19 protein-coding genes, 1 tRNA gene and 2 rRNA genes are annotated in these 24,101 nt (G+C 53.9%); 14 read left to right on the top strand and 8 right to left on the bottom strand.

The genetic code is table 11. The annotated features are described in order from the left end of the window. Nucleotides 1-35: 35 nt before the first annotated feature. The 5 genes from SK50_RS18910 (at nt 36) to SK50_RS18890 (ending at nt 5,546) form a co-directional block, all read left to right on the top strand. Nucleotides 36-111: transfer RNA gene (locus tag SK50_RS18910), tRNA-Glu, on the top strand. Nucleotides 112-293: 182 nt separating this feature from the next. Next, nucleotides 294-3,198: ribosomal RNA gene (locus tag SK50_RS18905) — 23S ribosomal RNA — on the top strand. Nucleotides 3,199-3,390: 192 nt separating this feature from the next. After that, a 5S ribosomal RNA gene (gene rrf, locus SK50_RS18900) occupies nt 3,391-3,506 on the top strand. 128 nt (nt 3,507-3,634) lie between these two features. Continuing rightward, nucleotides 3,635-4,087 (top strand): DUF4385 domain-containing protein, encoded by a 453-nt coding sequence (locus tag SK50_RS18895; RefSeq protein WP_017692863.1) that lies wholly within the window; start codon nt 3,635-3,637, stop codon nt 4,085-4,087. Nucleotides 4,088-4,238: 151 nt separating this feature from the next. Then, nucleotides 4,239-5,546 (top strand): MFS family transporter, encoded by a 1,308-nt coding sequence (locus SK50_RS18890; protein WP_017383558.1) that lies wholly within the window; start codon nt 4,239-4,241, stop codon nt 5,544-5,546. Here SK50_RS18890 and SK50_RS18885 read toward each other — a convergent pair. From SK50_RS18885 to trxC, 5 genes are all read right to left on the bottom strand, one after another. Continuing rightward, on the bottom strand, nt 5,543-5,866 hold the full coding sequence (locus tag SK50_RS18885) for a YfiM family lipoprotein (RefSeq protein ID WP_003860739.1): 324 nt from the start codon (nt 5,864-5,866) through the stop codon (nt 5,543-5,545). The two genes, SK50_RS18890 and SK50_RS18885, sit on opposite strands and share 4 nt — an antisense overlap. Before the next feature lie 45 nt (nt 5,867-5,911). Continuing rightward, nucleotides 5,912-7,267: a CDP-diacylglycerol--serine O-phosphatidyltransferase gene (pssA, locus tag SK50_RS18880; protein WP_026094276.1), complete on the bottom strand. Its 1,356-nt coding sequence runs from the start codon at nt 7,265-7,267 to the stop codon at nt 5,912-5,914. A gap of 109 nt (nt 7,268-7,376) precedes the next feature. After that, nucleotides 7,377-10,040, bottom strand: a complete 2,664-nt coding sequence (gene pat / locus SK50_RS18875) for a bifunctional acetate--CoA ligase family protein/GNAT family N-acetyltransferase (RefSeq protein ID WP_032654625.1) — start codon at nt 10,038-10,040, stop codon at nt 7,377-7,379. A gap of 35 nt (nt 10,041-10,075) precedes the next feature. Continuing rightward, nucleotides 10,076-10,774, bottom strand: a complete 699-nt coding sequence (gene tapT / locus SK50_RS18870; RefSeq protein ID WP_015572132.1) for a tRNA-uridine aminocarboxypropyltransferase — start codon at nt 10,772-10,774, stop codon at nt 10,076-10,078. A 70-nt stretch (nt 10,775-10,844) separates the two neighbouring features. Beyond that, nucleotides 10,845-11,264, bottom strand: a complete 420-nt coding sequence (trxC, locus tag SK50_RS18865) for a thioredoxin TrxC (protein WP_015572133.1) — start codon at nt 11,262-11,264, stop codon at nt 10,845-10,847. 204 nt (nt 11,265-11,468) lie between these two features. On the opposite strand from trxC, the gene SK50_RS18860 reads away from it, so the two are divergent. Continuing rightward, nucleotides 11,469-12,554, top strand: a complete 1,086-nt coding sequence (locus SK50_RS18860; protein WP_045344820.1) for a tRNA/rRNA methyltransferase — start codon at nt 11,469-11,471, stop codon at nt 12,552-12,554. Between the two features lie 39 nt (nt 12,555-12,593). Here SK50_RS18860 and ung read toward each other — a convergent pair whose 3' ends face one another. Next, nucleotides 12,594-13,283 (bottom strand): uracil-DNA glycosylase, encoded by a 690-nt coding sequence (ung, locus tag SK50_RS18855; RefSeq protein ID WP_003860729.1) that lies wholly within the window; start codon nt 13,281-13,283, stop codon nt 12,594-12,596. A 315-nt stretch (nt 13,284-13,598) separates the two neighbouring features. Here ung and grcA point away from each other — a divergent pair, with 315 nt between their 5' ends. Next, nucleotides 13,599-13,982: an autonomous glycyl radical cofactor GrcA gene (grcA, locus tag SK50_RS18850; RefSeq protein ID WP_003860727.1), complete on the top strand. Its 384-nt coding sequence runs from the start codon at nt 13,599-13,601 to the stop codon at nt 13,980-13,982. Nucleotides 13,983-14,034: 52 nt separating this feature from the next. Here grcA and srmB read toward each other — a convergent pair whose 3' ends face one another. Next, nucleotides 14,035-15,363, bottom strand: a complete 1,329-nt coding sequence (gene srmB, locus SK50_RS18845) for an ATP-dependent RNA helicase SrmB (RefSeq protein WP_017383554.1) — start codon at nt 15,361-15,363, stop codon at nt 14,035-14,037. A 132-nt stretch (nt 15,364-15,495) separates the two neighbouring features. On the opposite strand from srmB, the gene SK50_RS18840 reads away from it, so the two are divergent. Continuing rightward, complete coding sequence (locus SK50_RS18840) at nt 15,496-16,233, top strand: tRNA(1)(Val) (adenine(37)-N(6))-methyltransferase TrmN (RefSeq protein ID WP_032654617.1); 738 nt, start codon at nt 15,496-15,498, stop codon at nt 16,231-16,233. On the opposite strand, the gene nadB is transcribed toward SK50_RS18840, so the two are convergent. Continuing rightward, nucleotides 16,218-17,837, bottom strand: a complete 1,620-nt coding sequence (gene nadB / locus SK50_RS18835; protein ID WP_045344819.1) for an L-aspartate oxidase — start codon at nt 17,835-17,837, stop codon at nt 16,218-16,220. The two genes, SK50_RS18840 and nadB, sit on opposite strands and share 16 nt — an antisense overlap. A 425-nt stretch (nt 17,838-18,262) precedes the next feature. Here nadB and rpoE point away from each other — a divergent pair, with 425 nt between their 5' ends. The 6 genes from rpoE to lepB all read left to right on the top strand — a co-directional run bounded on the left by rpoE (nt 18,263) and on the right by lepB (nt 23,927). Further along, complete coding sequence (gene rpoE, locus SK50_RS18830; protein WP_006176728.1) at nt 18,263-18,838, top strand: RNA polymerase sigma factor RpoE; 576 nt, start codon at nt 18,263-18,265, stop codon at nt 18,836-18,838. A 31-nt stretch (nt 18,839-18,869) separates the two neighbouring features. Continuing rightward, the gene (rseA, locus tag SK50_RS18825) at nt 18,870-19,520 is read left to right on the top strand and encodes an anti-sigma-E factor RseA (protein ID WP_015572138.1); all 651 of its coding nucleotides are present in this window, start codon (nt 18,870-18,872) and stop codon (nt 19,518-19,520) included. Then, complete coding sequence (rseB, locus tag SK50_RS18820) at nt 19,520-20,473, top strand: sigma-E factor regulatory protein RseB (protein ID WP_003860717.1); 954 nt, start codon at nt 19,520-19,522, stop codon at nt 20,471-20,473. Before rseA ends, rseB begins: the two co-directional genes overlap by 1 nt. Next, entirely contained in the window at nt 20,470-20,946 is a 477-nt protein-coding gene (gene rseC / locus SK50_RS18815; RefSeq protein WP_048229816.1) for a SoxR-reducing system protein RseC, read from the top strand. Before rseB ends, rseC begins: the two co-directional genes overlap by 4 nt. A gap of 185 nt (nt 20,947-21,131) precedes the next feature. Next, nucleotides 21,132-22,937 carry a translation elongation factor 4 gene (gene lepA / locus SK50_RS18810; protein ID WP_048229814.1) on the top strand — a complete coding sequence of 602 codons (1,806 nt, stop codon included), beginning with the start codon at nt 21,132-21,134 and terminating at the stop codon, nt 22,935-22,937. Between the two features lie 15 nt (nt 22,938-22,952). Further along, entirely contained in the window at nt 22,953-23,927 is a 975-nt protein-coding gene (gene lepB, locus SK50_RS18805; protein WP_006811565.1) for a signal peptidase I, read from the top strand. The last annotated feature ends 174 nt before the right edge of the window (nt 23,928-24,101 follow it).

The following is a 24,101-nucleotide window of genomic DNA, read 5'->3' as shown; positions in this document are numbered from 1 at the left end:
GTAAATAGCAAGGCGTCTTGCGATTGAGACTGTACGTCCCCTTCGTCTAGAGGCCCAGGACACCGCCCTTTCACGGCGGTAACAGGGGTTCGAATCCCCTAGGGGACGCCACTTGCTGGTTCGTGAGTGAAAGTCACCTGCCTCAATATCTCAAAACTGACTTGCGAGTCATGTTTGAGATATTTGCTCTTTAAAAATCTGGATCAAGCTGAAAATTGAAACGACACACAGCTCATGTGTGTTCGAGTCTCTCAAATTTTCGCAATCAGAAGTGAAACATCTTCGGGTTGTGAGGTTAAGCGACTAAGCGTACACGGTGGATGCCCTGGCAGTCAGAGGCGATGAAGGACGTGCTAATCTGCGAAAAGCGCCGGCGAGGTGATATGAACCCTTGACCCGGCGATGTCCGAATGGGGAAACCCAGTGCAATCCGTTGCACTATCGTTAACTGAATACATAGGTTAACGAGGCGAACCGGGGGAACTGAAACATCTAAGTACCCCGAGGAAAAGAAATCAACCGAGATTCCCCCAGTAGCGGCGAGCGAACGGGGAGCAGCCCGGAGTCTGAATCAGCTTGTGTGTTAGTGGAACGGTCTGGAAAGTCCGACGGTACAGGGTGATAGTCCCGTACACGAAAGCACACTTGCTGTGAACTCGAAGAGTAGGGCGGGACACGTGGTATCCTGTCTGAATATGGGGGGACCATCCTCCAAGGCTAAATACTCCTGACTGACCGATAGTGAACCAGTACCGTGAGGGAAAGGCGAAAAGAACCCCGGCGAGGGGAGTGAAAAAGAACCTGAAACCGTGTACGTACAAGCAGTGGGAGCCTCTTTATGGGGTGACTGCGTACCTTTTGTATAATGGGTCAGCGACTTATATTCTGTAGCAAGGTTAACCGTATAGGGGAGCCGAAGGGAAACCGAGTCTTAACTGGGCGTTAAGTTGCAGGGTATAGACCCGAAACCCGGTGATCTAGCCATGGGCAGGTTGAAGGTTGGGTAACACTAACTGGAGGACCGAACCGACTAATGTTGAAAAATTAGCGGATGACCTGTGGCTGGGGGTGAAAGGCCAATCAAACCGGGAGATAGCTGGTTCTCCCCGAAAGCTATTTAGGTAGCGCCTCGTGAACTCATCTTCGGGGGTAGAGCACTGTTTCGGCTAGGGGGCCATCCCGGCTTACCAACCCGATGCAAACTACGAATACCGAAGAATGTTATCACGGGAGACACACGGCGGGTGCTAACGTCCGTCGTGAAGAGGGAAACAACCCAGACCGCCAGCTAAGGTCCCAAAGTCATGGTTAAGTGGGAAACGATGTGGGAAGGCACAGACAGCCAGGATGTTGGCTTAGAAGCAGCCATCATTTAAAGAAAGCGTAATAGCTCACTGGTCGAGTCGGCCTGCGCGGAAGATGTAACGGGGCTAAACCATGCACCGAAGCTGCGGCAGCGACACTATGTGTTGTTGGGTAGGGGAGCGTTCTGTAAGCCGTTGAAGGTGTGCTGTGAGGCATGCTGGAGGTATCAGAAGTGCGAATGCTGACATAAGTAACGATAAAGCGGGTGAAAAGCCCGCTCGCCGGAAGACCAAGGGTTCCTGTCCAACGTTAATCGGGGCAGGGTGAGTCGACCCCTAAGGCGAGGCCGAAAGGCGTAGTCGATGGGAAACAGGTTAATATTCCTGTACTTGGTGTTACTGCGAAGGGGGGACGGAGAAGGCTATGTCAGCCGGGCGACGGTTGTCCCGGTTTAAGCATGTAGGCGGAGGTTCCAGGTAAATCCGGTACCTTGTTAACGCTGAGGTGTGATGACGAGGCACTACGGTGCTGAAGTGATAAATGCCCTGCTTCCAGGAAAAGCCTCTAAGCATCAGGTAACACGAAATCGTACCCCAAACCGACACAGGTGGTCAGGTAGAGAATACCAAGGCGCTTGAGAGAACTCGGGTGAAGGAACTAGGCAAAATGGTGCCGTAACTTCGGGAGAAGGCACGCTGATGTGTAGGTGAAGCCCCTGCGGGCGGAGCTGAAATCAGTCGAAGATACCAGCTGGCTGCAACTGTTTATTAAAAACACAGCACTGTGCAAACACGAAAGTGGACGTATACGGTGTGACGCCTGCCCGGTGCCGGAAGGTTAATTGATGGGGTTAGCGGCAACGCGAAGCTCTTGATCGAAGCCCCGGTAAACGGCGGCCGTAACTATAACGGTCCTAAGGTAGCGAAATTCCTTGTCGGGTAAGTTCCGACCTGCACGAATGGCGTAATGATGGCCAGGCTGTCTCCACCCGAGACTCAGTGAAATTGAACTCGCTGTGAAGATGCAGTGTACCCGCGGCAAGACGGAAAGACCCCGTGAACCTTTACTATAGCTTGACACTGAACACTGGTCCTTGATGTGTAGGATAGGTGGGAGGCTTTGAAGCGTGGACGCCAGTCTGCGTGGAGCCAACCTTGAAATACCACCCTTTAATGGCTGGTGTTCTAACGTAGACCCGTAATCCGGGTTGCGGACAGTGTCTGGTGGGTAGTTTGACTGGGGCGGTCTCCTCCCAAAGAGTAACGGAGGAGCACGAAGGTTGGCTAATCCTGGTCGGACATCAGGAGGTTAGTGCAATGGCATAAGCCAGCTTGACTGCGAGCGTGACGGCGCGAGCAGGTGCGAAAGCAGGTCATAGTGATCCGGTGGTTCTGAATGGAAGGGCCATCGCTCAACGGATAAAAGGTACTCCGGGGATAACAGGCTGATACCGCCCAAGAGTTCATATCGACGGCGGTGTTTGGCACCTCGATGTCGGCTCATCACATCCTGGGGCTGAAGTAGGTCCCAAGGGTATGGCTGTTCGCCATTTAAAGTGGTACGCGAGCTGGGTTTAGAACGTCGTGAGACAGTTCGGTCCCTATCTGCCGTGGGCGCTGGAGAATTGAGGGGGGCTGCTCCTAGTACGAGAGGACCGGAGTGGACGCATCACTGGTGTTCGGGTTGTCATGCCAATGGCACTGCCCGGTAGCTAAATGCGGAAGAGATAAGTGCTGAAAGCATCTAAGCACGAAACTTGCCCCGAGATGAGTTCTCCCTGAGACTTTAAGTCTCCTGAAGGAACGTTGAAGACGACGACGTTGATAGGTCGGGTGTGTAAGCGCAGCGATGCGTTGAGCTAACCGATACTAATGAACCGTGAGGCTTAACCTTACAACGCCGAAGGTGTTTTGGCGAAGAGACAGACACGATTTTCAGCTTAGATTCAGAGTCCGAAGGATTTTGCGCTGAGACAAGGCGGCAAACGAAGGAAAGGAAGGAGCATACTGAGGTATGTGACTGACTTTACGAGAGCAGCCAACGCAGTATCAGTGCGAAAGACACAGGACAGAGCACAGGAATTTGCCTGGCGGCTTTAGCGCGGTGGTCCCACCTGACCCCATGCCGAACTCAGAAGTGAAACGCCGTAGCGCCGATGGTAGTGTGGGGGCTCCCCATGTGAGAGTAGGGAACTGCCAGGCATCAATTAAGAAGAACCCCGTACCGTAAGGTGCGGGGTTTTTTGCTTTGTACGTGGAAAACATGCCGGATGGTGGCTTCCCCTTATCCGGCCTACAATTGTTAAAACAATTTTAACAATGGTGCCGCTTTGACTCGTCCCTTTGATTATCAACAAGATTTTGCCAATATTAATTTTCGCGAACATCCCGAACGGTATCAGGTTGGCCGGGGTGAGCAGGGCGTATTGATGGTCGAGCCTTATAAAAGCGAAATCCTGCCGCACTGGCGTTATAAAAATGCTGAAGTCGCAGCGCGTTCGGCAGAAGAGATCTACGCCCTCTTTGAAGAGTACCGCAGGAATAACGATTTTGTAGGTATGGATATGGCGCGTAAATTCATTCAGATGGGATACACCCGTGCCCGACGATACGCCAATCATAAAGGCGGAAAAAAGTATGATGAGAATCGCCAGGTCAAACCCCTCGATCACGATCCAGTAAAAGCAGAAGCCGCTGCGGTGTTCAAAACGTGGTGGGATAAAATTCGTGCTGATGAAGATTATTTGCAGCGAAAAAAGGCTCACCAGCAAGCGTGGGGATAATTACTACGTCCGCTAATAATTCGATACCAGATCGAGTTCACAAAATCCAATGAAACATATTGGAAACATTTTATTTACCTAACGATTCGTTTTAAATCCGGTTTTACTGTTTGTGGGCAATGGCCCGCAATGTGAGACAGGGGATTTTAAAATGACAGAAACCGTAGCCAGTGCAGATACGGATAACACAAGTTTAGCAGGCAAGGATACTCGCCGTCGGGTTTGGGCAATCGTTGGAGCTTCATCGGGGAACCTTGTAGAGTGGTTTGATTTTTACGTCTATTCATTTTGTTCACTCTACTTTGCACATATCTTCTTCCCGTCAGGGAACACCACAACGCAGCTTCTGCAAACCGCAGGCGTTTTTGCCGCCGGGTTCCTGATGCGTCCCATTGGCGGATGGCTGTTCGGCAGGATCGCGGACAGGAAAGGGCGCAAGACATCCATGCTCATCTCCGTGTGCATGATGTGCGTCGGCTCGCTGGTGATTGCCTGCCTTCCCGGATATGACACTATCGGAACATGGGCACCGGCGTTGTTGCTGCTGGCACGCCTGTTCCAGGGGCTGTCAGTGGGTGGCGAATATGGCACCAGCGCGACATACATGAGCGAAGTAGCTGTTGAAGGGCGCAAAGGTTTCTATGCATCATTCCAGTATGTAACCCTCATTGGCGGTCAGCTGCTGGCGTTACTGGTTGTGGTGATCCTTCAACAAATCCTTAGCGATGAAGATTTACGCGCCTGGGGCTGGCGCATCCCGTTTGCCCTGGGGGCTGCCCTGGCGGTTGTGGCGCTGTGGTTACGCCGTCAGCTTGATGAAACCTCCCAGCAGGAGGTCAGGGCGCTGAAAGAAGCCGGTTCGATGAAAGGGCTGTGGCGAAACCGCAAAGCGTTTTTGATGGTATTAGGCTTTACCGCCGCAGGCTCGCTAAGCTTCTATACCTTCACCACCTATATGCAAAAATATCTGGTCAACACCACGGGCATGCATGCTAACGTTGCGAGTGTCGTCATGACGGTGGCGTTACTGGTCTTTATGCTCATCCAGCCGATTGTTGGCGCGCTGTCGGACAAAATAGGTCGCCGCACCTCCATGCTGATCTTTGGTGGCATGCTCACCCTGGGGACTGTTCCGCTTTTGACGGCGCTACAGCATACAACCTCTCCGTATGCCGCTTTCGCTTTGATTATGGTGGCACTTATTATTATTAGTTTTTACACGGCAATCAGTGGCATTTTGAAAGCAGAAATGTTTCCCGCACAGGTGAGGGCGCTGGGCGTAGGCCTCTCTTATGCGGTCGCTAACGCCCTGTTCGGCGGTTCGGCAGAGTATGTCGCGCTATCCCTTAAGTCATGGGGCAGTGAATCGACCTTTTTCTGGTATGTCACCATCATGGGGGCGCTGGCGTTTATTGTCTCCCTGATGCTGCATCGTAAAGGAAAAGGGATCCGCCTTTAATAATGCGCCATCTGCCAGACGGCGTAGCCGGTTGTTGCCCCGGCTACATCCCAGGCAAAATCTTTCCAGCTCCAGCCGCTTCCCGAGGGGCGGCTATCCCAAAGTTCTTTTGATGCCCCCAGGCTGATGGAGAACATCAGCCCCATTGTGGCACTTCGATCCCGGCTATAACCCTGGTGCAGCGCATATTCATTACCCGCAGCGGACAACATTGCAGACGCCAGAAAGTGTTGAGCTTTATCCTGACCCGACCAGTTATCATTAGCCATATGGCTGCAACCGGTCAGGAAAAGAGGGATTATCAGGAAAGGCGTACGCATTAACAGACTCCATAAAAAAGCCCCGTCGATGACAGGGCTCGTGTATTACAGAATGCGGCTGATGAGGCGGTCGATACGGATCCGACGTAGACGGCGAATCAGCTTGCGAACTTTCACCGGATAATCAGCGATGCTTTGCAGATCGCGATAATGACGAACCACTGTAGTATGCGTGCGTATAAGCTCCAGCTCACGATCGCGTTTCGCGGCTAACGCATGCTGAGGATCGTGAATAAGGATGGCGTTTTCCAGATCCAGACGCCAGGCGCGTGGGTTGAGATTATTACCGGTCAGCAGCATCCACTCATCATCCACCCACATTCCTTTGAGGTGATAGCTGTTGTCTTCATCTTTCCAGAGACGCACAACCAGCTGGTCCGTGTTCACATAGTACTGTAAACGGCTCAGGAAGCGGCGCAGGTTAATCTCATAGAGATAAGGCAGTGCGCCGATGATCTTGAAAGGTTGATCTTCCGGAATGAAAAAGTCATTTGCCGTTTTATCCCCGACAATAATTTCCACCTTTTTACCATCACGCAGCAGCTGAATGATATTACGCACCAGAACGGCGGGAAGGTTGAAGTACGGGGTGCAGATGGTGAGCTTATGCTCCGCGCACGGCATCAAATGGAAGATGGTCTTGTTCAGCAGGCTGGATTTTCCCAGGCCTACCAGAGGCGTAACGGACAGTTCTTCATTACTGGCATCCCCCTGAAAACGATAAACCGCATCGCGCAGTTCCTGGCGGAAGGAGCGAACGTCGTTTTTGATTTCCGGGCTTTTCGGACGATGAGGATCGTCAAGACGGTGCACACCCCGGCCATGAACCAGGTTTTTATCAACCCAGTTGAACATGATGTCGGCCATCTGCGGATTGCGGATCAGATGGTAGCGATCGTAACGGTATTTATCGAGCTGATGGAGATACACATCATTCAGGCTGGCACCGCTATAAAGGACGCTGTCATCAATGATAAATCCTTTAAAATGAAGAACGCCAAGCGCTTCACGGGTATTCACCGGTACGCCATACACCGGGATATCAATACCCGGATTTTCCTGGGCCGTGCGGCAATACCAGTCAGCATTGGTATTCGAGGCAGCCGCACCAATACGGCCGCGCTGAGCGCGGTGCCAGTCAACCAGCACGCGAACATCCAGTTCCGGACGCTGACGTTTCGCTTCATAGAGCGCGTTCAGGATCGCACGCCCACCTTCATCTTGTTCAAGATAGAGCGCCACAATACAAATACGTCGCGTAGCGCTGGCAATCTTTTCAAGAAGCGTCTCCCGGAAATGAGCGGGAGCATAAAAGAACTCTACATCATCAACTGACTGAGAAATCTTCGGTAGTTGAGCAAGGTGTTGTTGATGTTTATTACGCTTAAATTTTGACAACATCACAGTGCGTTTCTTCTCTGTTCATTGAAGGGTTGTCTGTACCAGGCAAACAACATAAGCGGACAATGATACCCCAGTGCCGCGAAAAGTGGGTAACATTTCCAGCAGCTTACTCTTGTTTATCCGTCGAAATCAGGCTGAGGGACAGAGAGACAATGCCTTCATCCAGCTGGATATCAACGTCAAAACCGAGCTTCCGCGCCAGGGTCACCATACCCCGATTGTTTGGCATAGTAATGCCATTCAGGCGTGACAATCCGTGATCGCGCGTATAACCAATGAGTTTTTCGAGCAGCCGTCTGCCCAACCCCAAACCCTTAAGATCGGAACGCACCAGTACGGCAAACTCCGCATCCACATTATCCGGGTCGGAAATGGCACGCGTCACGCCGAGGATCTCCTCTCCCGCTCCGGAACGGCGGACCGCCACAATCGCCATTTCTCGATCGTAGTCGATCTGGGTCATATTGGCTAAATCGTCGTGGGTAAATTCATTGATTTCGCTGAAATAGCGATAGTACAAATCTTCCTTCGTCACCTGCGAGATGAACGCCCGCAGCAGCGGCTCGTCTTCCGGCAGGATAGGGCGAAACAGCGCCCGTTCCCCATTTTTCATCTCCACCCACTCTTCCAGATGAAGAGGATAAGGACGAATGGCGAGACGGCTTTCCCGATCACCGATAAAGGGCGCAATATCCAGCGTCACGTCCAGCGCGGTAAATTCATTTCCGGAGGCAAGAAGGGGGTGGATATCCAGGCGCTGGATCTCCGCACAGTCAACAATGAGGTTGGAGACCTTCACCAGAAACTGGCTTAACCCGGCGATATCAAGCGGCCGCAGAGCGCTTCTCCCGCGGATTTTTTTGCTTTTGATGGCCTGAATAATCAAATAACGCGCCAGGTTCATGTTTAGAGGAGGAAGCGCGACAACCGCCTGTTCTTCTGGCCGCCACTCAACGCCGCCTTCACCCAGCATAATGAGCGGACCAAAAACCGGATCGTGTTCGACAACCACGCGCAGCTCCTGCGCACCTGCACGGTTGGCCATGCTCTGCACCAGCAGGCCGTGGATCCGGGCCTGTGGCCACGTCATTTTTACGCGATCGATAATGGCATCCGCGGCCTGTTGTACTTCTGTCGCGGTGCGCAGATACAGCATGACGCCCTGCACATCCGATTTGTGCGGAATATCGGGAGAGCGCAGCTTCAGCGCGACCGGATAACCAATCTGCTCAGCGATATGTACCGCCTCAGCGCTGTCGCCGGCAATCCAGGTGGGCAGGGTTTGCATCCCATAGCTGCCAAGAATGGGTTGTACCTCATGTGTATCAAGAGAAGTGGCGCCCTCTTCGATGGCCTGCTGCAAAAGCCTGTGCACATCCACTGAATTTGCGGTGAGATTGCCCGGCAGGGCAGGCGTTTCACGCAGCTGCTTCTGGTTGCGGCGGTATTCAACCATATGCATAAACGCGGTAATGGTGCCCTCCGGGGTACGGTAGGTTGGCAACCCGGCTTCACTAAACAGACGCCGTGCCTCCTGGGAGGAGAACTCGCCGCACCAGTTGGTCAGCAGGGTAACGTATTTGCCGCGGGGATGTTTTCGGACTGCCTCAATCAGCGCACGCGCACTTTCGCTGCCTGGCGCAACCGCGCTGGGCGAATGGATAATCATCAGTGCATCAAAGTCCTGGCTATCGAGCAAAATCGTGATCGCCTTAATGTAACGATCGCTGCTGGCATCATCGCGCAAATCGAGGGGATTATCGGGAACAACGCTTCCCGGTAACGCGTCCCGCAGGCGCTGTAGCGTCTCTTCACCCAGAGTGGCCAGCTTGCCGTTGCGTAGCCAGAGCTCGTCCAGCGCCAGGGCGGCGGGAGCGGCACCGTTGCTGACAATCATCAACTTTTCACCGCGCAGGGGGCGCATGTGGCTTAACGTTTCGACGGCGGAAAAAAGCTCGTGCGTATCCTGTACCCGCAGTAAACCGGCGCGCTGGATCGCTGCATCCCATGCGGGATCCATCCCGGAACGGGAATGTAGCAGGCGCTGAGCCGCGGGGCTGCGCCCGCTTTTGATGACCAGTATCGGTTTATTTCGCGATGCGCTACGCGACGCCGACACAAAACGACGGGCGTCGCTCAGGTGTTCAAGGTAGAGCAGGATAGCGCTGGTTTTGCTGTCACGCGCCAGGAAATCCAGCAGCTCATCGACGTCAATGTCCAGGCTGTCGCCCAAAGCGATGAAGTAGGAAAAGCCCATCTCACGCTGCTGCGCCCAGTCGAGGATGGTATTGGATACCGCAGCCGACTGCGAAATAAAGGCCAGTTTGCCTTTGCGGATCGGAACCGGGGAAAAACTGGCATTCAGCCCTTGCCAGGGCGCAAGCAGACCGAGGCTGTTTGGACCAAGAATGCGCATCTGGTAGCGGCTGGCGCAGGCCAGCAGTTCGGGCTGCTGTTCAGGAGGCGAGGAAAGAATAATGCAGGTTTTACAGCCTTTCTGACCGAGCGACTCAAGCAGTTCGAGGTTTCGTTTCGCATGCGTACAGAGCACGGCGAGGTCGGGAACGAAAGGCAGGCTCTGCACATCCGGCCACGCCAGTACCCCCTGTACCGCCTTATAAGCGGGCGTAACGGGCATGACCGGGCCGTTAAACCCGCCAGCCAGCAGGTTACGCATCATCAGATACCCTGCGCGGTCCGGTTTCATCGAGGCGCCAATAACGGCAATGGATTTCGGACGGAGTAGCGCTTCTAACCCTCTCTGGCTCATGCAGGCCTCCCGTGAATGCAAGCGACCTGATGATTTTAAACGCTTTCTGTCTCTGTTGCTGTGACGCTACCCTTATGAACGGTTTTTCCCGCAAGATAACGTTCACGGAAGCAGGAGAAGTGGGAGCCCAGCGCGCCGGCTGCCTGGGTATCGCCCGCCAGATCCAGTAGCGCAATAGCGACTTCAGCGGTGCAATATTGACCGTCGGCATGCGCTTCACGCAAGCGATAGGCCGAAACGCGCGACAGATCGACGGAAATCACCGGCAGCGCATCAAGGTAAGGGCTTTTGCGAAACATCTTTCTCGCTTCGGTCCAGGTGCCGTCGAGCATAATAAACAGCGGCGGCTTACCGGATGGTGGCGCCGTAAGCACCTGACGTTGTTCGCCTGCATATGATGCCGGGAAAACGACCATGGGCTGATAGTCCGGGCTTGCCACCAGGTCGAGCAGAGCCTGAGGTGGCTCAGTGCGCGACCACTGAAACGCTGCGGTGTTGGGCAGAATATCGGCGATCAAACGCCCCGTGTTGCTGGGCTTCATCGGTTCGGTATCGAACATGACCAGACAAAAGCGGCTTTTCGCCTCGCTCGGTGCAAGCGTTTCGCACAGACACACTTTCAGCGGTAAAAGGCAGCGCTGGCAGCGGCGAATACGATTGCCTCGGGCCAGAAAAGGGCGGGTGGCGCGCGCAAGGCGCTCGGCGCGTAATTGAAGTACAGCGTTATCAGTCATGGGCGAAAAGGCAGGAAAAACCTCATTTTCGCAGAGGAGCGAACGGGGCACAAGGTATGCCCCGCGAATGTTACAGGGATTCGTTTAACCAGCTGTCGAAAGGCGCTTTCGGTACTGCACCATTGAGCATATCGATCACTTCACCATTTTTGAAAATCATAATGGTTGGAATGCTGCGAATGCGAAAACGGGCGCTGAGTTCACGTTCCGCTTCGGTATTCACTTTGACAAAACGCATTTTCCCGCTGCGCTCTTCAGCCACGTCTTCGAAGATGGGCGCAAAGTTACGGCAGGGGCCGCACCACGGTGCCCAGAAATCGACCACAACAGGCAGATCGTCCTTGAGGAGTTTGTCCAGCGTAGCACCCGTCGCGTTAATGACATCGCCATCAAATAATTCGTGGCCACAACGCCCGCATTTCGCACCGTCATCCACCCGGTCGTCCGGAATGCGGTTTACAGCCTGACAGTTGGCACATACGGTATTCATAACTAACCTCTGATAGAGCCGTGGAACAACGGCAGAACGCCGATAATGTTTCTGATATGTTACATATTATCAGTGAGCTTGTATGAAACGACAATGCGTTTTATTCAATGGGAACAATAGTCACAGGCTTTTGTACGAAATTATGGCTATGAGCTTGCACATCGGGTAATCTGCGCGCTTCGCGCAGCGCTGGTGGAGAAAAGCATGAACGACGAAATGAAAAACAAAAGCGGCAAGGTCAAAGTGATGTATGTCCGCAGTGATGATGACTCTGATAAACGCACCCAAAATCCGCGTACCGGAAAAGGTGGCGGGCGTCCGGCGTCTTCTCGTGCAGACGGTGGCCGTCGCCCCGCCCGCGATGACAGAAATAACCGCGGCGATGACCGCAAACGTGATGACCGTAAGCGTGACGATCGCAAACGCGATGATGTTGTCCGTGACGGTGGATCGCCATGGCGTACCGTTTCGCGCGCGCCCGGTGAAGAGGTGACCGAAAAAGCCGATCACGGCGGTATCAGCGGAAAAAGCTTTATCGATCCGGAAGTGCTGCGTCGTCAGCGTGCGGAAGAGACCCGTGTCTACGGTGAGAACGCCTGTCAGGCCCTGTTCCAGAGCCGCCCGGAGTGTATCGTTCGTGCATGGTTTATTCAGAGCGTGACCCCGCGCTTCAAAGAAGCGCTGCGCTGGATGGCGGCGAACCGCAAAGCCTATCACGTGGTTGACGATGCCGAGCTGACAAAAGCGTCCGGGACTGAACACCACGGCGGCGTCTGCTTCCTGATCAAAAAACGTAACGGCACTACCGTGCAGCAGTGGGTCAGCCAGGCGGATGCCGATGACTGCGTGCTGGCGCTGGAAGATGTGGGTAACCCGCATAACCTGGGCGCTATGATGCGTAGCTGCGCGCACTTTGGCGTGAAAGGCGTTCTGTTGCAGGATGCCGCGCTGCTGGAATCCGGTGCGGCGATTCGTACTGCGGAAGGCGGTGCAGAGCATGTTCAGCCGATTACCGGCGACAGCGTGCTGGAAGCCCTGGAGCAATTCCGTAAAGCGGGCTACACCATTGTCACCACCTCAAGCCGTGCCGCTACGCCGCTGTTTAAAGCGACGCTGCCGCGCAAAATGGTGCTGGTGTTAGGTCAGGAGCGTGATGGTCTGTCTGATGCGGCACTCTCCAGCGCTGACCTGAGCGTCTCTATCGACGGCACAGGCAACGTTGAAAGCCTGAACGTATCCGTTGCGACCGGCGTGCTGCTGGCGGAATGGTGGCGTCAGAACAAGGCATAAGCCTTTTATGTGCCGGGCCTGACCCGGCACATTCAAACCCTACTCGCTCTCTGCCGGTAACACAGGCATCCAGTCAATCGGCTTTTCGCCACGCTTTTCCAGCCACTCATTCGTCAGAACAAAATGATTACTGCCAAAGAAACCGCGATGCGCAGACAGCGGCGACGGGTGCGGTGCCTTCAGCACGTGATGACGCTGACGATCGATAATCGCCCCTTTCTTTTGGGCATGCGAACCCCAGAGTAAAAACACGACGCCTTCACGATGCTCATTGATCAGGCTGATAACCTTATCGGTAAAGGTTTCCCATCCCAGACTGGCGTGGGAGTGTGCCTGACCCGCCCGGACGGTTAATACGGTATTCAGCAACAGCACGCCCTGGCGCGCCCAGCTTTCCAGATAACCGTGATTAGGGCGGGTAAAACCCGGAATCGTTCCTTCCAGCTCTTTATACATATTTAGCAGAGAAGGGGGGATGGCCACGCCCGGACGCACGGAAAATGCCAGTCCGTGAGCCTGCCCGGGGCCGTGGTACGGATCCTGCCCCAGGATAACCACCTTTACATCACTCAGTTCGGTGTAGCGGAAGGCGTTAAACACATCTTTCTGCGGCGGATAAATTGTCTGGCCGGCCTGCCGTTCAGCCGCAACGGTACTGAGGGTGTTAATAAAATAGGGCTGCTGCTTCTCTTCTGCCAGCACGTCATGCCAGGTTAAAGGTGTTGTCATCTCGCTCTCCTGCGAATCTCATTCTGTGTCTAGCTTACCTGTTAAACCCCAATGAGCAAAATTACCCGCTGAAAAGCAGGCTAAGTGTCTCAATTTATGTTGAAAACCAGGCAGGATAAGTTGAATTGGTAAACCTTTAAAATTGATCTAAAACAAAAAATACAGACCACACTCTTTGTGTGGTTGGTGGTTTTGTTGATTTAAATCAATAAATCACCCGGGTCTGAATGTTATATATACACACAACAAACAATGGTTTTACCAATTGGCCGCAAAAGGCCAGCATCAGTTAATGTAGCCTAAGGGAGGCAACACATGATTACAGGTATCCAGATTACTAAAGCTGCAAATGACGATCTGCTGAACTCTTTCTGGCTGCTGGACAGCGAGAAAAACGAAGCGCGCTGTGTAGTAGCGAAAGCAGGTTTTGCGGAAGACGAAATCGTTCCGGTGAGCAAACTGGGCGAAATTGAATACCGTGAAATTCCAATGCAAGTGCAACCAGAAGTACGCGTGGAAGGCGGTCAGCACCTGAACGTTAACGTCCTGCGTCGCGAAACGCTGATGGATGCCGTTGAGCATCCGGAAAAATACCCGCAGCTGACCATCCGTGTGTCTGGCTATGCGGTGCGTTTCAACTCTCTGACCCCGGAACAGCAGCGCGACGTTATCGCGCGTACCTTTACTGAAAGCCTGTAAGGTTTCAGCCTCGGGGGTGGAATAAAAAAGCCGGGAATATCCCGGCTTTTTTTTACTCTTCCGTTTTTGTCTCTGGCGCAGCAGAACTTGGCTTACGGCGCTTACCAATATTTTTGGTATCGCGGTGGCGCTGTTTAACGCGCGGCTTCTCTTTTTCTTTCTCTTTTCTCTCAGCACGTTTCGCGAGCGCTTTCTTGGACGGTTTACCCGTCATTTTTTCACTCGGCGCACGTGTGGTCGGACGAAGCCCGTCAATCACGCGAGCTTTCAGCGGCTCCTCAACGTAGCGGCCAATTTTCTGTAGCAGCAAATGGTCGTGCGCTTCTACCAGAGAGATAGCAATACCTTTGCGGCCCGCACGGCCGGTACGACCAATACGGTGCAGGTAAGTATCACCGCTGCGCGGCATATCAAAGTTGATTACGTGGCTCACGTCCGGGATGTCGATCCCGCGCGCGGCAACATCGGTGGCAACCAGCACATTCACGCGGCCATCGGTCAGGCGCTTAATCCCTTCGGTTCGCTTAACCTGCGCCATTTCACCTTCGAGATAGCAGTTGTTAATGCCGGCGTTGCGCAGCATTTCTGCCAGCTCATGCACGCGCTCACGTTTGCGTACGAAGACGATGGTACGGGTTGCCTCTTCCTGCTTCAGCAGGTGTTTCAACAACTCAACCTTATGCTCAAGGTTATCTGCGCGGTAGTACCACTGGTGGATCTTCTTACGCTCACGGGTCGATGGCGTAGCGGACACTTCCACCGGATCTTCCAGCAGACGTTCGGCGAAATCTTTAATGGCATCCCCTTCAAGGGTTGCCGAGAACAGCATTGTCTGATTACGCCAGCGCGTTTCACCCGCGATGTGTTCGATATCCTGGGCAAAGCCCATGTCCAGCATGCGGTCAGCTTCATCGAGAATCAGCGTTTCCACCGCGCGGCAGTCGAAGTTCTCTTCTTTTATGTATTGCAGCAGACGGCCCGTCGTCGCGACAACGATATCCTGGTTTTCGCTGAACACTTCGGCGTGGTTCATATACGCTACGCCGCCGGTGATGGTCGCGATATCCAGATGGGTGTTCGCCGCCAGCTCACGCGCGTGTTCGGCAACCTGCATCGCCAGTTCACGGGTCGGGGTCAGGATCAAAATGCGCGGCGGGCCTGATTTTTTACGCGGAAAGTCGAGCAAATGCTGCAACACAGGCAGCAAGTAGGCTGCTGTCTTCCCCGTGCCGGTTGGCGCAGAACCGAGCACATCGCGGCCCTCAAGCGCAGGCGGAATGGCCGCGGCCTGAATGGCGGTCGGGCGTGTAAAGCCTTTGCTCTCAAGGGCATTGAGCAGGCTTTCATCGAGTTCAAGTTCGGAAAAAGTCGTTACAGTCATGTTCTACCTCTGTGTGGGGCGCTGATTATAGACGTTACGGCTGTAATCTTCATCTGTTTGTATGGATATCGCTTTTCGACCACTTCGCTTTCCCCTATGCTACTCCAGTTTCACTCAGAAGGTTGTCCTGACATGTCTCAACTCAAAGCGCAGTTGCGCCGCGATGGTTTTACGTTTAAACAGTTTTTTGTGGCGCACGATCGTTGTGCGATGAAAGTCGGCACAGACGGTATTTTACTGGGTGCATGGGCGCCTGTCGCAGGTGTAAAACGCATTCTGGATATTGGTACGGGCAGCGGACTTCAGGCGCTGATGCTGGCGCAGCGAACGGAAGAACACGTCACGATCGACGCCGTTGAACTTGATCCTCAGGCGTCCCGGCAGGCAAGTGAAAACGCTGCCGACTCTCCGTGGGCAGATCGCATCAGGGTAGAATGCGCCGATGTCCTGACCTGGGCGTCGGAGCAAACCGCGCGTTACGATTTGATTGTCAGCAATCCGCCGTATTTCACGCCAGGCGTGGAATGTGGAACGCCAGAACGCGAGCAGGCACGTTACACCGGCTCGCTCGATCACAAGGCGCTACTGACCAGTGCGGCGGAGCTTATCTCGGAAGAGGGATTTTTCTGCGTGGTCTTGCCTGAAAGCACGGGTAATACCTTCATTGAGATCGCACGGGGGATCGGCTGGAATCTGCGTCTTCGTACCGATATTTCGGATACGGAAGGACGCTTACCGCACCGCGTGTTGCTGGCGCTCTCGCCGAAAGAGGGGGAATGCTTTATCGACAGGATGGTCATTCGTGGGCCAGACCAGCGTTATTCCGAAGATTACACTGCCCTGACCCAGGCCTTTTATCTGTTTATGTGAACCTGCGGCGTCAACACCGACGGGCCGGACATTTCAAGCGGTTCGGGATAGTCCAGCGTATAATGCAGGCCACGGCTCTCTTTGCGCATCATCGCACAGCGCACAATCAGCTCGGCAACCTGCACAAGGTTGCGCAGCTCCAGCAGATTATTAGAAACGCGGAAGTTGGCGTAATATTCATCAATTTCCTGCTGCAACATCATGATGCGGCGTAACGCGCGTTCCAGACGCTTCGTTGTGCGTACAATCCCGACATAATCCCACATGAAAAGCCGCAGCTCGTGCCAGTTATGCTGGATAACCACCAGTTCGTCCGGGTTTTCTACCCGACTTTCATCCCATGCCGGCAAGTGTGTTGTCGGACGTGCATAGGGCATGCGTTTGGTAATATCTTCCGCAGCCGACCACCCATACACCAGACACTCCAGCAGCGAGTTTGAGGCCATGCGATTCGCACCATGCAGGCCGGTGTAGCTGACCTCGCCGATCGCATACAAACTATCCACGTCGGTACGACCATGATCGTCAACCATCACCCCGCCACAGGTATAGTGTGCGGCAGGTACAATCGGCACCGGATCGCGGGTTAAATCAATACCCAGACTCAGCAGCTTTTCATAAATCATCGGGAAGTGCTGGCGAATAAAGTCTTCCGGTTTATGGCTAATGTCCAGATACATACAGTCGACGCCAAGCCGCTTCATCTCGTGGTCAATGGCGCGGGCCACGATATCCCGCGGGGCAAGTTCACCTCGGGGGTCGAAGTCCGGCATAAACCGGGAACCGTCCGGACGCTTCAGATACGCGCCTTCGCCGCGCAACGCTTCAGTTAACAGGAAGTTACGTGCCTGCGGGTGGAAAAGGGCGGTAGGATGGAACTGATTAAACTCCATATTCGCCACGCGGCAGCCTGCGCGCCAGGCCATGGCGATACCGTCTCCGGAGGCGATATCCGGGTTAGTCGTGTACTGGTAAACCTTGGAGGCGCCGCCAGTCGCCAGCACAACGGCTTTTGCCTGGCAGGTTTCCACCTTCTCTTTATTCCGATTCCACACCCATGCGCCGACAACACGGCGCGTGCCGGGCAGGCCAATCTTATCGGAAATAATCAGGTCGACGGCGTTGCTGCGCTCCAGCACCCGAATATTAGGATGTCTGAGGGCTTTGCTGACCAGCGTGGTTTCAACCGCTTTTCCGGTTGCATCAGCAGCGTGCAGAATACGGCGGTGGCTGTGCCCGCCTTCACGGGTCAGGTGATAGCTCTCTTCACCATTAGGCTGAACATGCGTATCAAACAGCACGCCCTGATCGATAAGCCATTGCACGCAGTGGCGGGCATTGCTGGCGACAAACTCTGCCGCATGCTCATCCACGATCCCGGCGCCGGCAATCAGGGTGTCTTCTACGTGCGAGGCTATACTATCCGTTTCATCAAACACGGCGGCAATACCGCCTTGTGCATAGAAGGTGGAACCTTCGCTCATCGGCCCTTTACTCAGCACGATTACGTTCTGATGTTCCGCCAGGCGCAGTGCGAGGGAGAGGCCGGCAGCACCGCTGCCGATGATCAGTACATCACAATGAAGTTCAGGCGTCGTGTTCATGATGTTTGTTTAATTTACTAAACATGGTGTGGGGAGAATAGCATTGTGATGCGAGATATCGCACGTTTTTTTTGTTGTGTGTTGCAATGACTAAACGGAAGGCCAGAAGTTAAATCTGCGCTAAATGGCCGGAAATATTTTGCGAAGCAGATCGTTAGCTTCAGATTTTGTGGTGAAATAAAGCCTGTGTTGCGTTACTCTTCTGACGATAAAGTTGATGATTCTTGTCAGAAAGCGGGTGCGTATCGTGAACAGACTTATAATGAGAGAAAATGAACAGTCTGCGGCGCGATGAACAAAAACAAAGGCGTTACGGAACTTATTGAAGAACAGACACTCTAATTCGGTGCTTGCTCAAAGTGCAATGTTGTTAGAGTGGCGTTTCGATAACGCGTGGAATTTGGTTTGGGGAGACATTACCTCGGATGAGCGAGCAGTTAACGGACCAGGTCCTGGTTGAACGGGTCCAGAAGGGAGATCAGAAAGCTTTTAACCTACTGGTGGTGCGCTACCAGCATAAGGTAGCGAGTCTGGTTTCCCGCTATGTACCGTCAGGCGATGTTCCTGATGTGGTGCAAGAGTCTTTTATTAAGGCCTATCGCGCGCTGGATTCATTCCGGGGGGATAGTGCTTTTTATACCTGGCTGTATCGTATTGCAGTCAATACGGCTAAGAATTATTTGGTTGCTCAGGGCCGTCGTCCGCCTTCAAGTGACGTTGACGCTATCGACGCAGAAAACTTCGAAAGTGGCGGCGCGCTGAAAGAAATTTCGAACCCTGAGAACTTAATGTTGTCAGAAGAACTGAGACAAATCGTTTTTCGCACGATCGAGTCGCTCCCGGAAGATTTACGCATGGCAATTACGTTACGGGAGCTGGATGGCCTAAGCTATGAAGAGATAGCCGCCATCATGGATTGTCCGGTCGGCACGGTTCGTTCACGAATTTTCCGTGCGCGAGAAGCCATTGATAATAAAGTTCAACCGCTTATCAGGCGTTGACGATAGCGGGATACTGGAAAAGGTATTAGGCATGCAGAAAGAAAAACTTTCCGCTTTAATGGATGGTGAAACGCTGGATAATGAGCTGCTCGATGAGTTGTCTCATTCTCCCGAAATGCAACAGACCTGGGAGAGCTATCATCTTATCCGCGACTCTCTGCGCGGTGATACCAGCGAGGTTCTCCATTTCGATATCTCAGCACGCGTTATGGCGGCCATTGAGAACGAACCTGTTCATCAGACCACGCCGCTGATTCCTGAAGCGCAGCCTGCACCTCACCAATGGCAGAAAATGCCGTTCTGGCACAAGGTGCGTCCATGGGCCAGCCAGCTCACCCAAATGGGGGTCGCTGCGTGCGTATCGCTTGCAGTTATCGTTGGGGTCCAGCACTATAATACTCAGTCTGAAGCCAATCAGCAGCCTGAAGCGCCAGTGTTCAATACGCTGCCGATGATGGGTAAAGCCAGCCCGGTTAGCCTGGGCGTACCGGCAGATGCCTCCGCAAGCGGCGGACAGCAACAGCAGGTACAGGAGCAGCGCCGTCGCATTAATGCGATGTTGCAGGATTACGAGTTGCAGCGCCGTCTGCACTCCGAGCAGCTTCAGTTTGAGCAGGCCCAAACCCAGCAGGCTGCTGTGCAGGTGCCAGGAAACCAAACTTTAGGAACGCAATCGCAGTAATGAAGCAACTTTGGTTCGCCATGTCTTTGATGGCGGGTAGCCTGTTCTTCTCTGCTAACGCCTCGGCTGATGTTTCATCCGGGGCGTTGTTGCAGCAAATGAACCTGGCCAGCCAGTCACTCAATTACGAGTTGGCATTTATCAGCATCAATAAGCAGGGTGTCGAATCGTTACGCTATCGCCACGCCCGCCTTGATAACCAGCCGCTCGCCCAGCTTTTACAGATGGATGGCCCGCGTCGGGAAGTGGTCCAGCGTGGGAACGAAATCAGCTATTTCGAGCCTGGCCTTGAGCCGTTTACGCTCAATGGTGACTACATCGTTGACTCCCTGCCGTCGCTCATTTACACCGATTTTAAACGTCTCGCCCCCTACTATGATTTTATCTCGGTGGGGCGAACGCGTATTGCCGACAGGCTGTGCGAAGTGATCCGCGTTGTCGCGCGGGATGGGACACGTTACAGCTATATCGTCTGGATTGACGCAGAGACGAAGCTTCCGATGCGCGTTGATCTGCTCGATCGCGACGGTGAGACGCTGGAGCAGTTCCGCGTGATCTCCTTCGATGTGAACAGTCAGGTTGGCAACAGCATGCAGAATCTGGCCAAAGCCAGCCTGCCTCCTTTGCTTTCCGTGCCTGCCGGCGACTCTGTCAATTTTAACTGGGTACCATCCTGGATACCGCAAGGGTTCAGCGAAGTTTCCAGCAGCCGTCGCCAGCTTCCGACCATCGAAACACCGGTTGAGTCGCGACTCTATTCCGATGGGCTGTTTAGCTTCTCGGTGAATATCAATCGCGCTACGGCGAACAGTTCCGAACAGATGCTCCGTACCGGTCGCCGGACGGTCAGCACGACGGTGCGCGATAATGCGGAAATTACCATTGTCGGTGAATTACCGCCGCCAACGGCAAAACGTATTTCAGACAGCATTAAATTCAGGGCTGCGCAATGATTAAAGAGTGGGCCACGGTCGTATCCTGGCAGGATGGCGTAGCGCTTGTCAGCTGTGACGTTAAAGCATCATGCAGCAGCTGCGCTTCGCGAGCCGGTTGCGGCAGCCGCGTGTTGAATAAGCTGGGGCCGCAAACGTCGCACACTATTGCTGTGCCGAGCGATCAGCCGCTGGTGGCAGGGCAAAAAGTGGAGCTGGGCATCGCTGAAGGTAGCCTGCTCACTTCCGCCATGCTGGTTTACCTTTCTCCGCTGGCAGGTCTGTTCGTGATGGGCGGGGTTTTCCAGATGCTGTTCGGCACAGATTTGGCCGCCATGTGCGGGGCCGCTTTGGGCGGCGTGGGCGGGTTCTGGCTTGCTAAAGGCGTTTCCCCAAGGCTTACCGCCCGGGAAGCGTGGCAGCCCGTTATCCTCAGCGTTGCACTGGCACCCGACCAACTTCGTGTTGAGACGCTCTCTTCTGAGGCCCGGTAATCTGCCGGGCTTTATTATTATTTACATCGCAATAAAGAAAACGCCGTCTCTTCGCGCTATACCTGGCTCTAAGTGCATTTCCAGCTGACGAGGATGTAGTGTAGAATGCTGCGTTTTCGCACTGAAAAACGTCAGGCTAAGAACAGCGGCCTCCAGGAATTCGTAAGGCATAATTATTTAACTATATGAAGAACATACGTAACTTTTCGATCATTGCTCACATTGACCACGGTAAGTCGACGCTGTCTGACCGTATTATCCAGATTTGCGGTGGCCTGTCTGATCGTGAAATGGCAGCCCAGGTTCTGGACTCCATGGACCTGGAACGCGAACGCGGTATTACCATCAAAGCGCAGAGCGTGACGCTCGACTATAAAGCTTCCGATGGTGAAACCTATCAGCTGAACTTTATCGACACCCCAGGGCACGTTGACTTCTCTTATGAAGTGTCACGCTCGCTGGCGGCCTGCGAAGGCGCGCTGCTGGTGGTGGATGCCGGGCAGGGCGTAGAGGCCCAGACGCTGGCAAACTGCTACACCGCCATGGAAATGGATCTTGAAGTGGTGCCGGTTCTGAATAAAATCGACCTGCCAGCCGCCGATCCTGAGCGCGTAGCGGAAGAGATTGAAGACATCGTCGGTATTGATGCGACCGAGGCAGTGCGCTGCTCGGCGAAAACCGGTGTCGGTGTTCCGGACGTACTGGAACGTCTGGTGCGTGATATTCCGCCGCCGGAAGGCGACCCGGATGCGCCGCTACAGGCGCTGATCATCGACTCCTGGTTTGATAACTACCTCGGCGTTGTCTCGCTGGTGCGTATTAAAAACGGCACCATGCGTAAAGGCGACAAAATCAAGGTCATGAGCACCGGCCAGGTCTACAACGCTGACCGTCTGGGCATCTTCACGCCAAAACAGGTTGACCGTACCGAACTGAAATGCGGCGAAGTGGGCTGGCTGGTCTGTGCAATTAAAGACATCCTCGGCGCGCCGGTGGGCGATACCCTGACCGGTGCACGTAACCCGGCAGATAAAGCGCTGCCAGGCTTCAAAAAGGTGAAACCGCAGGTTTATGCGGGTCTGTTCCCGGTCAGCTCTGACGATTACGAAAACTTCCGCGATGCGCTCGGAAAGCTGAGCCTCAACGATGCCTCCCTGTTCTACGAGCCAGAAAGCTCAACGGCGCTGGGCTTTGGCTTCCGCTGTGGCTTCCTCGGTCTGCTGCACATGGAGATCATTCAGGAACGTCTGGAGCGTGAATACGATCTGGATCTGATCACCACCGCCCCGACGGTTGTCTACGAAGTAGAAACCACCTCGAAAGAGGTGATCTACGTCGACAGCCCGTCCAAGCTCCCACCGCTGAATAATATTCAGGAACTGCGCGAGCCTATCGCAGAGTGTCACATGCTGCTGCCGCAGGAGTTCCTCGGTAACGTGATCACCCTGTGTATTGAGAAGCGTGGCGTGCAGACCAACATGGTTTACCACGGTAACCAGGTGGCGCTGACCTATGAAATTCCGATGGCAGAAGTGGTGCTCGACTTCTTCGACCGTCTGAAGTCTACCTCCCGTGGCTATGCGTCGCTGGACTACAACTTCAAACGCTTCCAGGCCTCGAACATGGTTCGTGTGGACGTGCTGATCAACGGCGAGCGTGTGGATGCGCTGGCGCTGATCACCCACAACGATAACGCACCGTACCGTGGTCGTGAGCTGGTTGAGAAGATGAAAGATCTGATCCCGCGTCAGCAGTTTGACATTGCGATTCAGGCGGCCATTGGTAACCACATCATTGCCCGTTCAACCGTGAAGCAGCTGCGTAAAAACGTTCTGGCTAAGTGCTACGGCGGCGACGTCAGCCGTAAGAAAAAGCTGTTGCAGAAGCAGAAAGAAGGTAAGAAGCGTATGAAGCAGGTCGGTAACGTTGAGCTGCCGCAGGAAGCATTCCTTGCCATCCTTCATGTTGGTAAAGACGGTAACGGTAAATAACCTTAAGGAGTTGGCATGGCGAACATGTTTGCCCTGATCCTGGTCATCGCTACCCTGGTGACAGGTCTGTTGTGGTGCCTCGATAAGTTTATCTTCGCCCCAAAACGCCGTGAACGTCAGGCTGCCGCGCAGGCAGCCACGGGCGATGCGCTGGACGCGAAAACCCTGAAAAAAGTCGGCCCAAAACCGGGCTGGCTGGAAACAGGGGCATCGGTATTCCCGGTGCTGGCGATTGTGCTGGTGGTGCGTTCATTTATCTATGAACCGTTCCAGATCCCGTCAGGATCGATGATGCCAACGCTGCTGATCGGTGATTTCATTCTGGTTGAGAAGTTTGCCTATGGCATCAAAGATCCGATCTATCAGAAAACGCTGATCGAAACGGGTCATCCGAAACGTGGCGACATCGTGGTGTTTAAATATCCGGAAGATCCGCGGCTGGATTATATTAAACGCGCGGTAGGTCTGCCGGGCGATAAAGTGACCTACGATCCGGTGGCGAAAGAGGTGACCATTCAGCCAGGCTGTAGCTCTGGCACCGCATGTGAAAATGCGCTGCCAGTCACTTACTCCAACGTTGAGCCAGCTGATTTTGTGCAGACCTTCGCCCGCCGTAACGGCGGTGAAGCGACCAGCGGATTCTTCCAGGTGCCAAAAGGTGAAACCAAAGAGAATGGCATTCGTCTGGTTGAACGCAAAGAGACGCTGGGCGATGTTACTCACCGCATTCTGACCGTGCCCATCGCACAGGATCAGCTGGCAATGTACTACCAGCAGCCAGGCCAACAGCTGGCGACCTGGATTGTGCCGCCGGGACACTACTTCATGATGGGTGACAACCGCGATAACTCTGCGGACAGCCGTTACTGGGGCTTTGTGCCGGAAGCGAATCTGGTCGGTAAAGCAACCGCTATCTGGATGAGTTTTGAGAAGCAGGAAGGCGAGTGGCCGACCGGCGTTCGCCTGAATCGTATTGGCGGAATTCATTAATTTTCGTCAAAAATAACACGTAGCGGCTTTTATTCGCCGCTACGTGAATTATTTCAGCGATAAATCTCTTTGAACTAACGACATCCCCTGTCGTTGTGTATAGAATATTCCCCCGAAGTTTAAGGTTGGCCCTGCAAGGGTGCCACGGCACACGAAACCGCGTTGGTTTTCTCA

The organism is Enterobacter sp. BWH64 (assembly GCF_001037645.1).
Lineage (GTDB): Bacteria > Pseudomonadota > Gammaproteobacteria > Enterobacterales > Enterobacteriaceae > Enterobacter > Enterobacter hormaechei_C.
The sequence above is the reverse complement of the archived record's forward strand: the minus strand, read 5'-3'. Positions and strand labels throughout refer to the sequence as shown.

What these genes read in the sequence shown, in the direction of transcription:
- SK50_RS18890 (WP_017383558.1), top strand. Translation starts at nt 4,239, where the DNA reads ATGACAGAAACCGTAGCCAGTGCAGATACGGATAACACAAGTTTAGCA.
- SK50_RS18885 (WP_003860739.1), bottom strand. Translation starts at nt 5,866, where the DNA reads ATGCGTACGCCTTTCCTGATAATCCCTCTTTTCCTGACCGGTTGCAGC.
- pssA (WP_026094276.1), bottom strand. Translation starts at nt 7,267, where the DNA reads ATGTTGTCAAAATTTAAGCGTAATAAACATCAACAACACCTTGCTCAA.
- pat (WP_032654625.1), bottom strand. Translation starts at nt 10,040, where the DNA reads ATGAGCCAGAGAGGGTTAGAAGCGCTACTCCGTCCGAAATCCATTGCC.
- tapT (WP_015572132.1), bottom strand. Translation starts at nt 10,774, where the DNA reads ATGACTGATAACGCTGTACTTCAATTACGCGCCGAGCGCCTTGCGCGC.
- trxC (WP_015572133.1), bottom strand. Translation starts at nt 11,264, where the DNA reads ATGAATACCGTATGTGCCAACTGTCAGGCTGTAAACCGCATTCCGGAC.
- SK50_RS18860 (WP_045344820.1), top strand. Translation starts at nt 11,469, where the DNA reads ATGAACGACGAAATGAAAAACAAAAGCGGCAAGGTCAAAGTGATGTAT.
- ung (WP_003860729.1), bottom strand. Translation starts at nt 13,283, where the DNA reads ATGACAACACCTTTAACCTGGCATGACGTGCTGGCAGAAGAGAAGCAG.
- grcA (WP_003860727.1), top strand. Translation starts at nt 13,599, where the DNA reads ATGATTACAGGTATCCAGATTACTAAAGCTGCAAATGACGATCTGCTG.
- srmB (WP_017383554.1), bottom strand. Translation starts at nt 15,363, where the DNA reads ATGACTGTAACGACTTTTTCCGAACTTGAACTCGATGAAAGCCTGCTC.
- SK50_RS18840 (WP_032654617.1), top strand. Translation starts at nt 15,496, where the DNA reads ATGTCTCAACTCAAAGCGCAGTTGCGCCGCGATGGTTTTACGTTTAAA.
- nadB (WP_045344819.1), bottom strand. Translation starts at nt 17,837, where the DNA reads ATGAACACGACGCCTGAACTTCATTGTGATGTACTGATCATCGGCAGC.
- rpoE (WP_006176728.1), top strand. Translation starts at nt 18,263, where the DNA reads ATGAGCGAGCAGTTAACGGACCAGGTCCTGGTTGAACGGGTCCAGAAG.
- rseA (WP_015572138.1), top strand. Translation starts at nt 18,870, where the DNA reads ATGCAGAAAGAAAAACTTTCCGCTTTAATGGATGGTGAAACGCTGGAT.
- rseB (WP_003860717.1), top strand. Translation starts at nt 19,520, where the DNA reads ATGAAGCAACTTTGGTTCGCCATGTCTTTGATGGCGGGTAGCCTGTTC.
- rseC (WP_048229816.1), top strand. Translation starts at nt 20,470, where the DNA reads ATGATTAAAGAGTGGGCCACGGTCGTATCCTGGCAGGATGGCGTAGCG.
- lepA (WP_048229814.1), top strand. Translation starts at nt 21,132, where the DNA reads ATGAAGAACATACGTAACTTTTCGATCATTGCTCACATTGACCACGGT.
- lepB (WP_006811565.1), top strand. Translation starts at nt 22,953, where the DNA reads ATGGCGAACATGTTTGCCCTGATCCTGGTCATCGCTACCCTGGTGACA.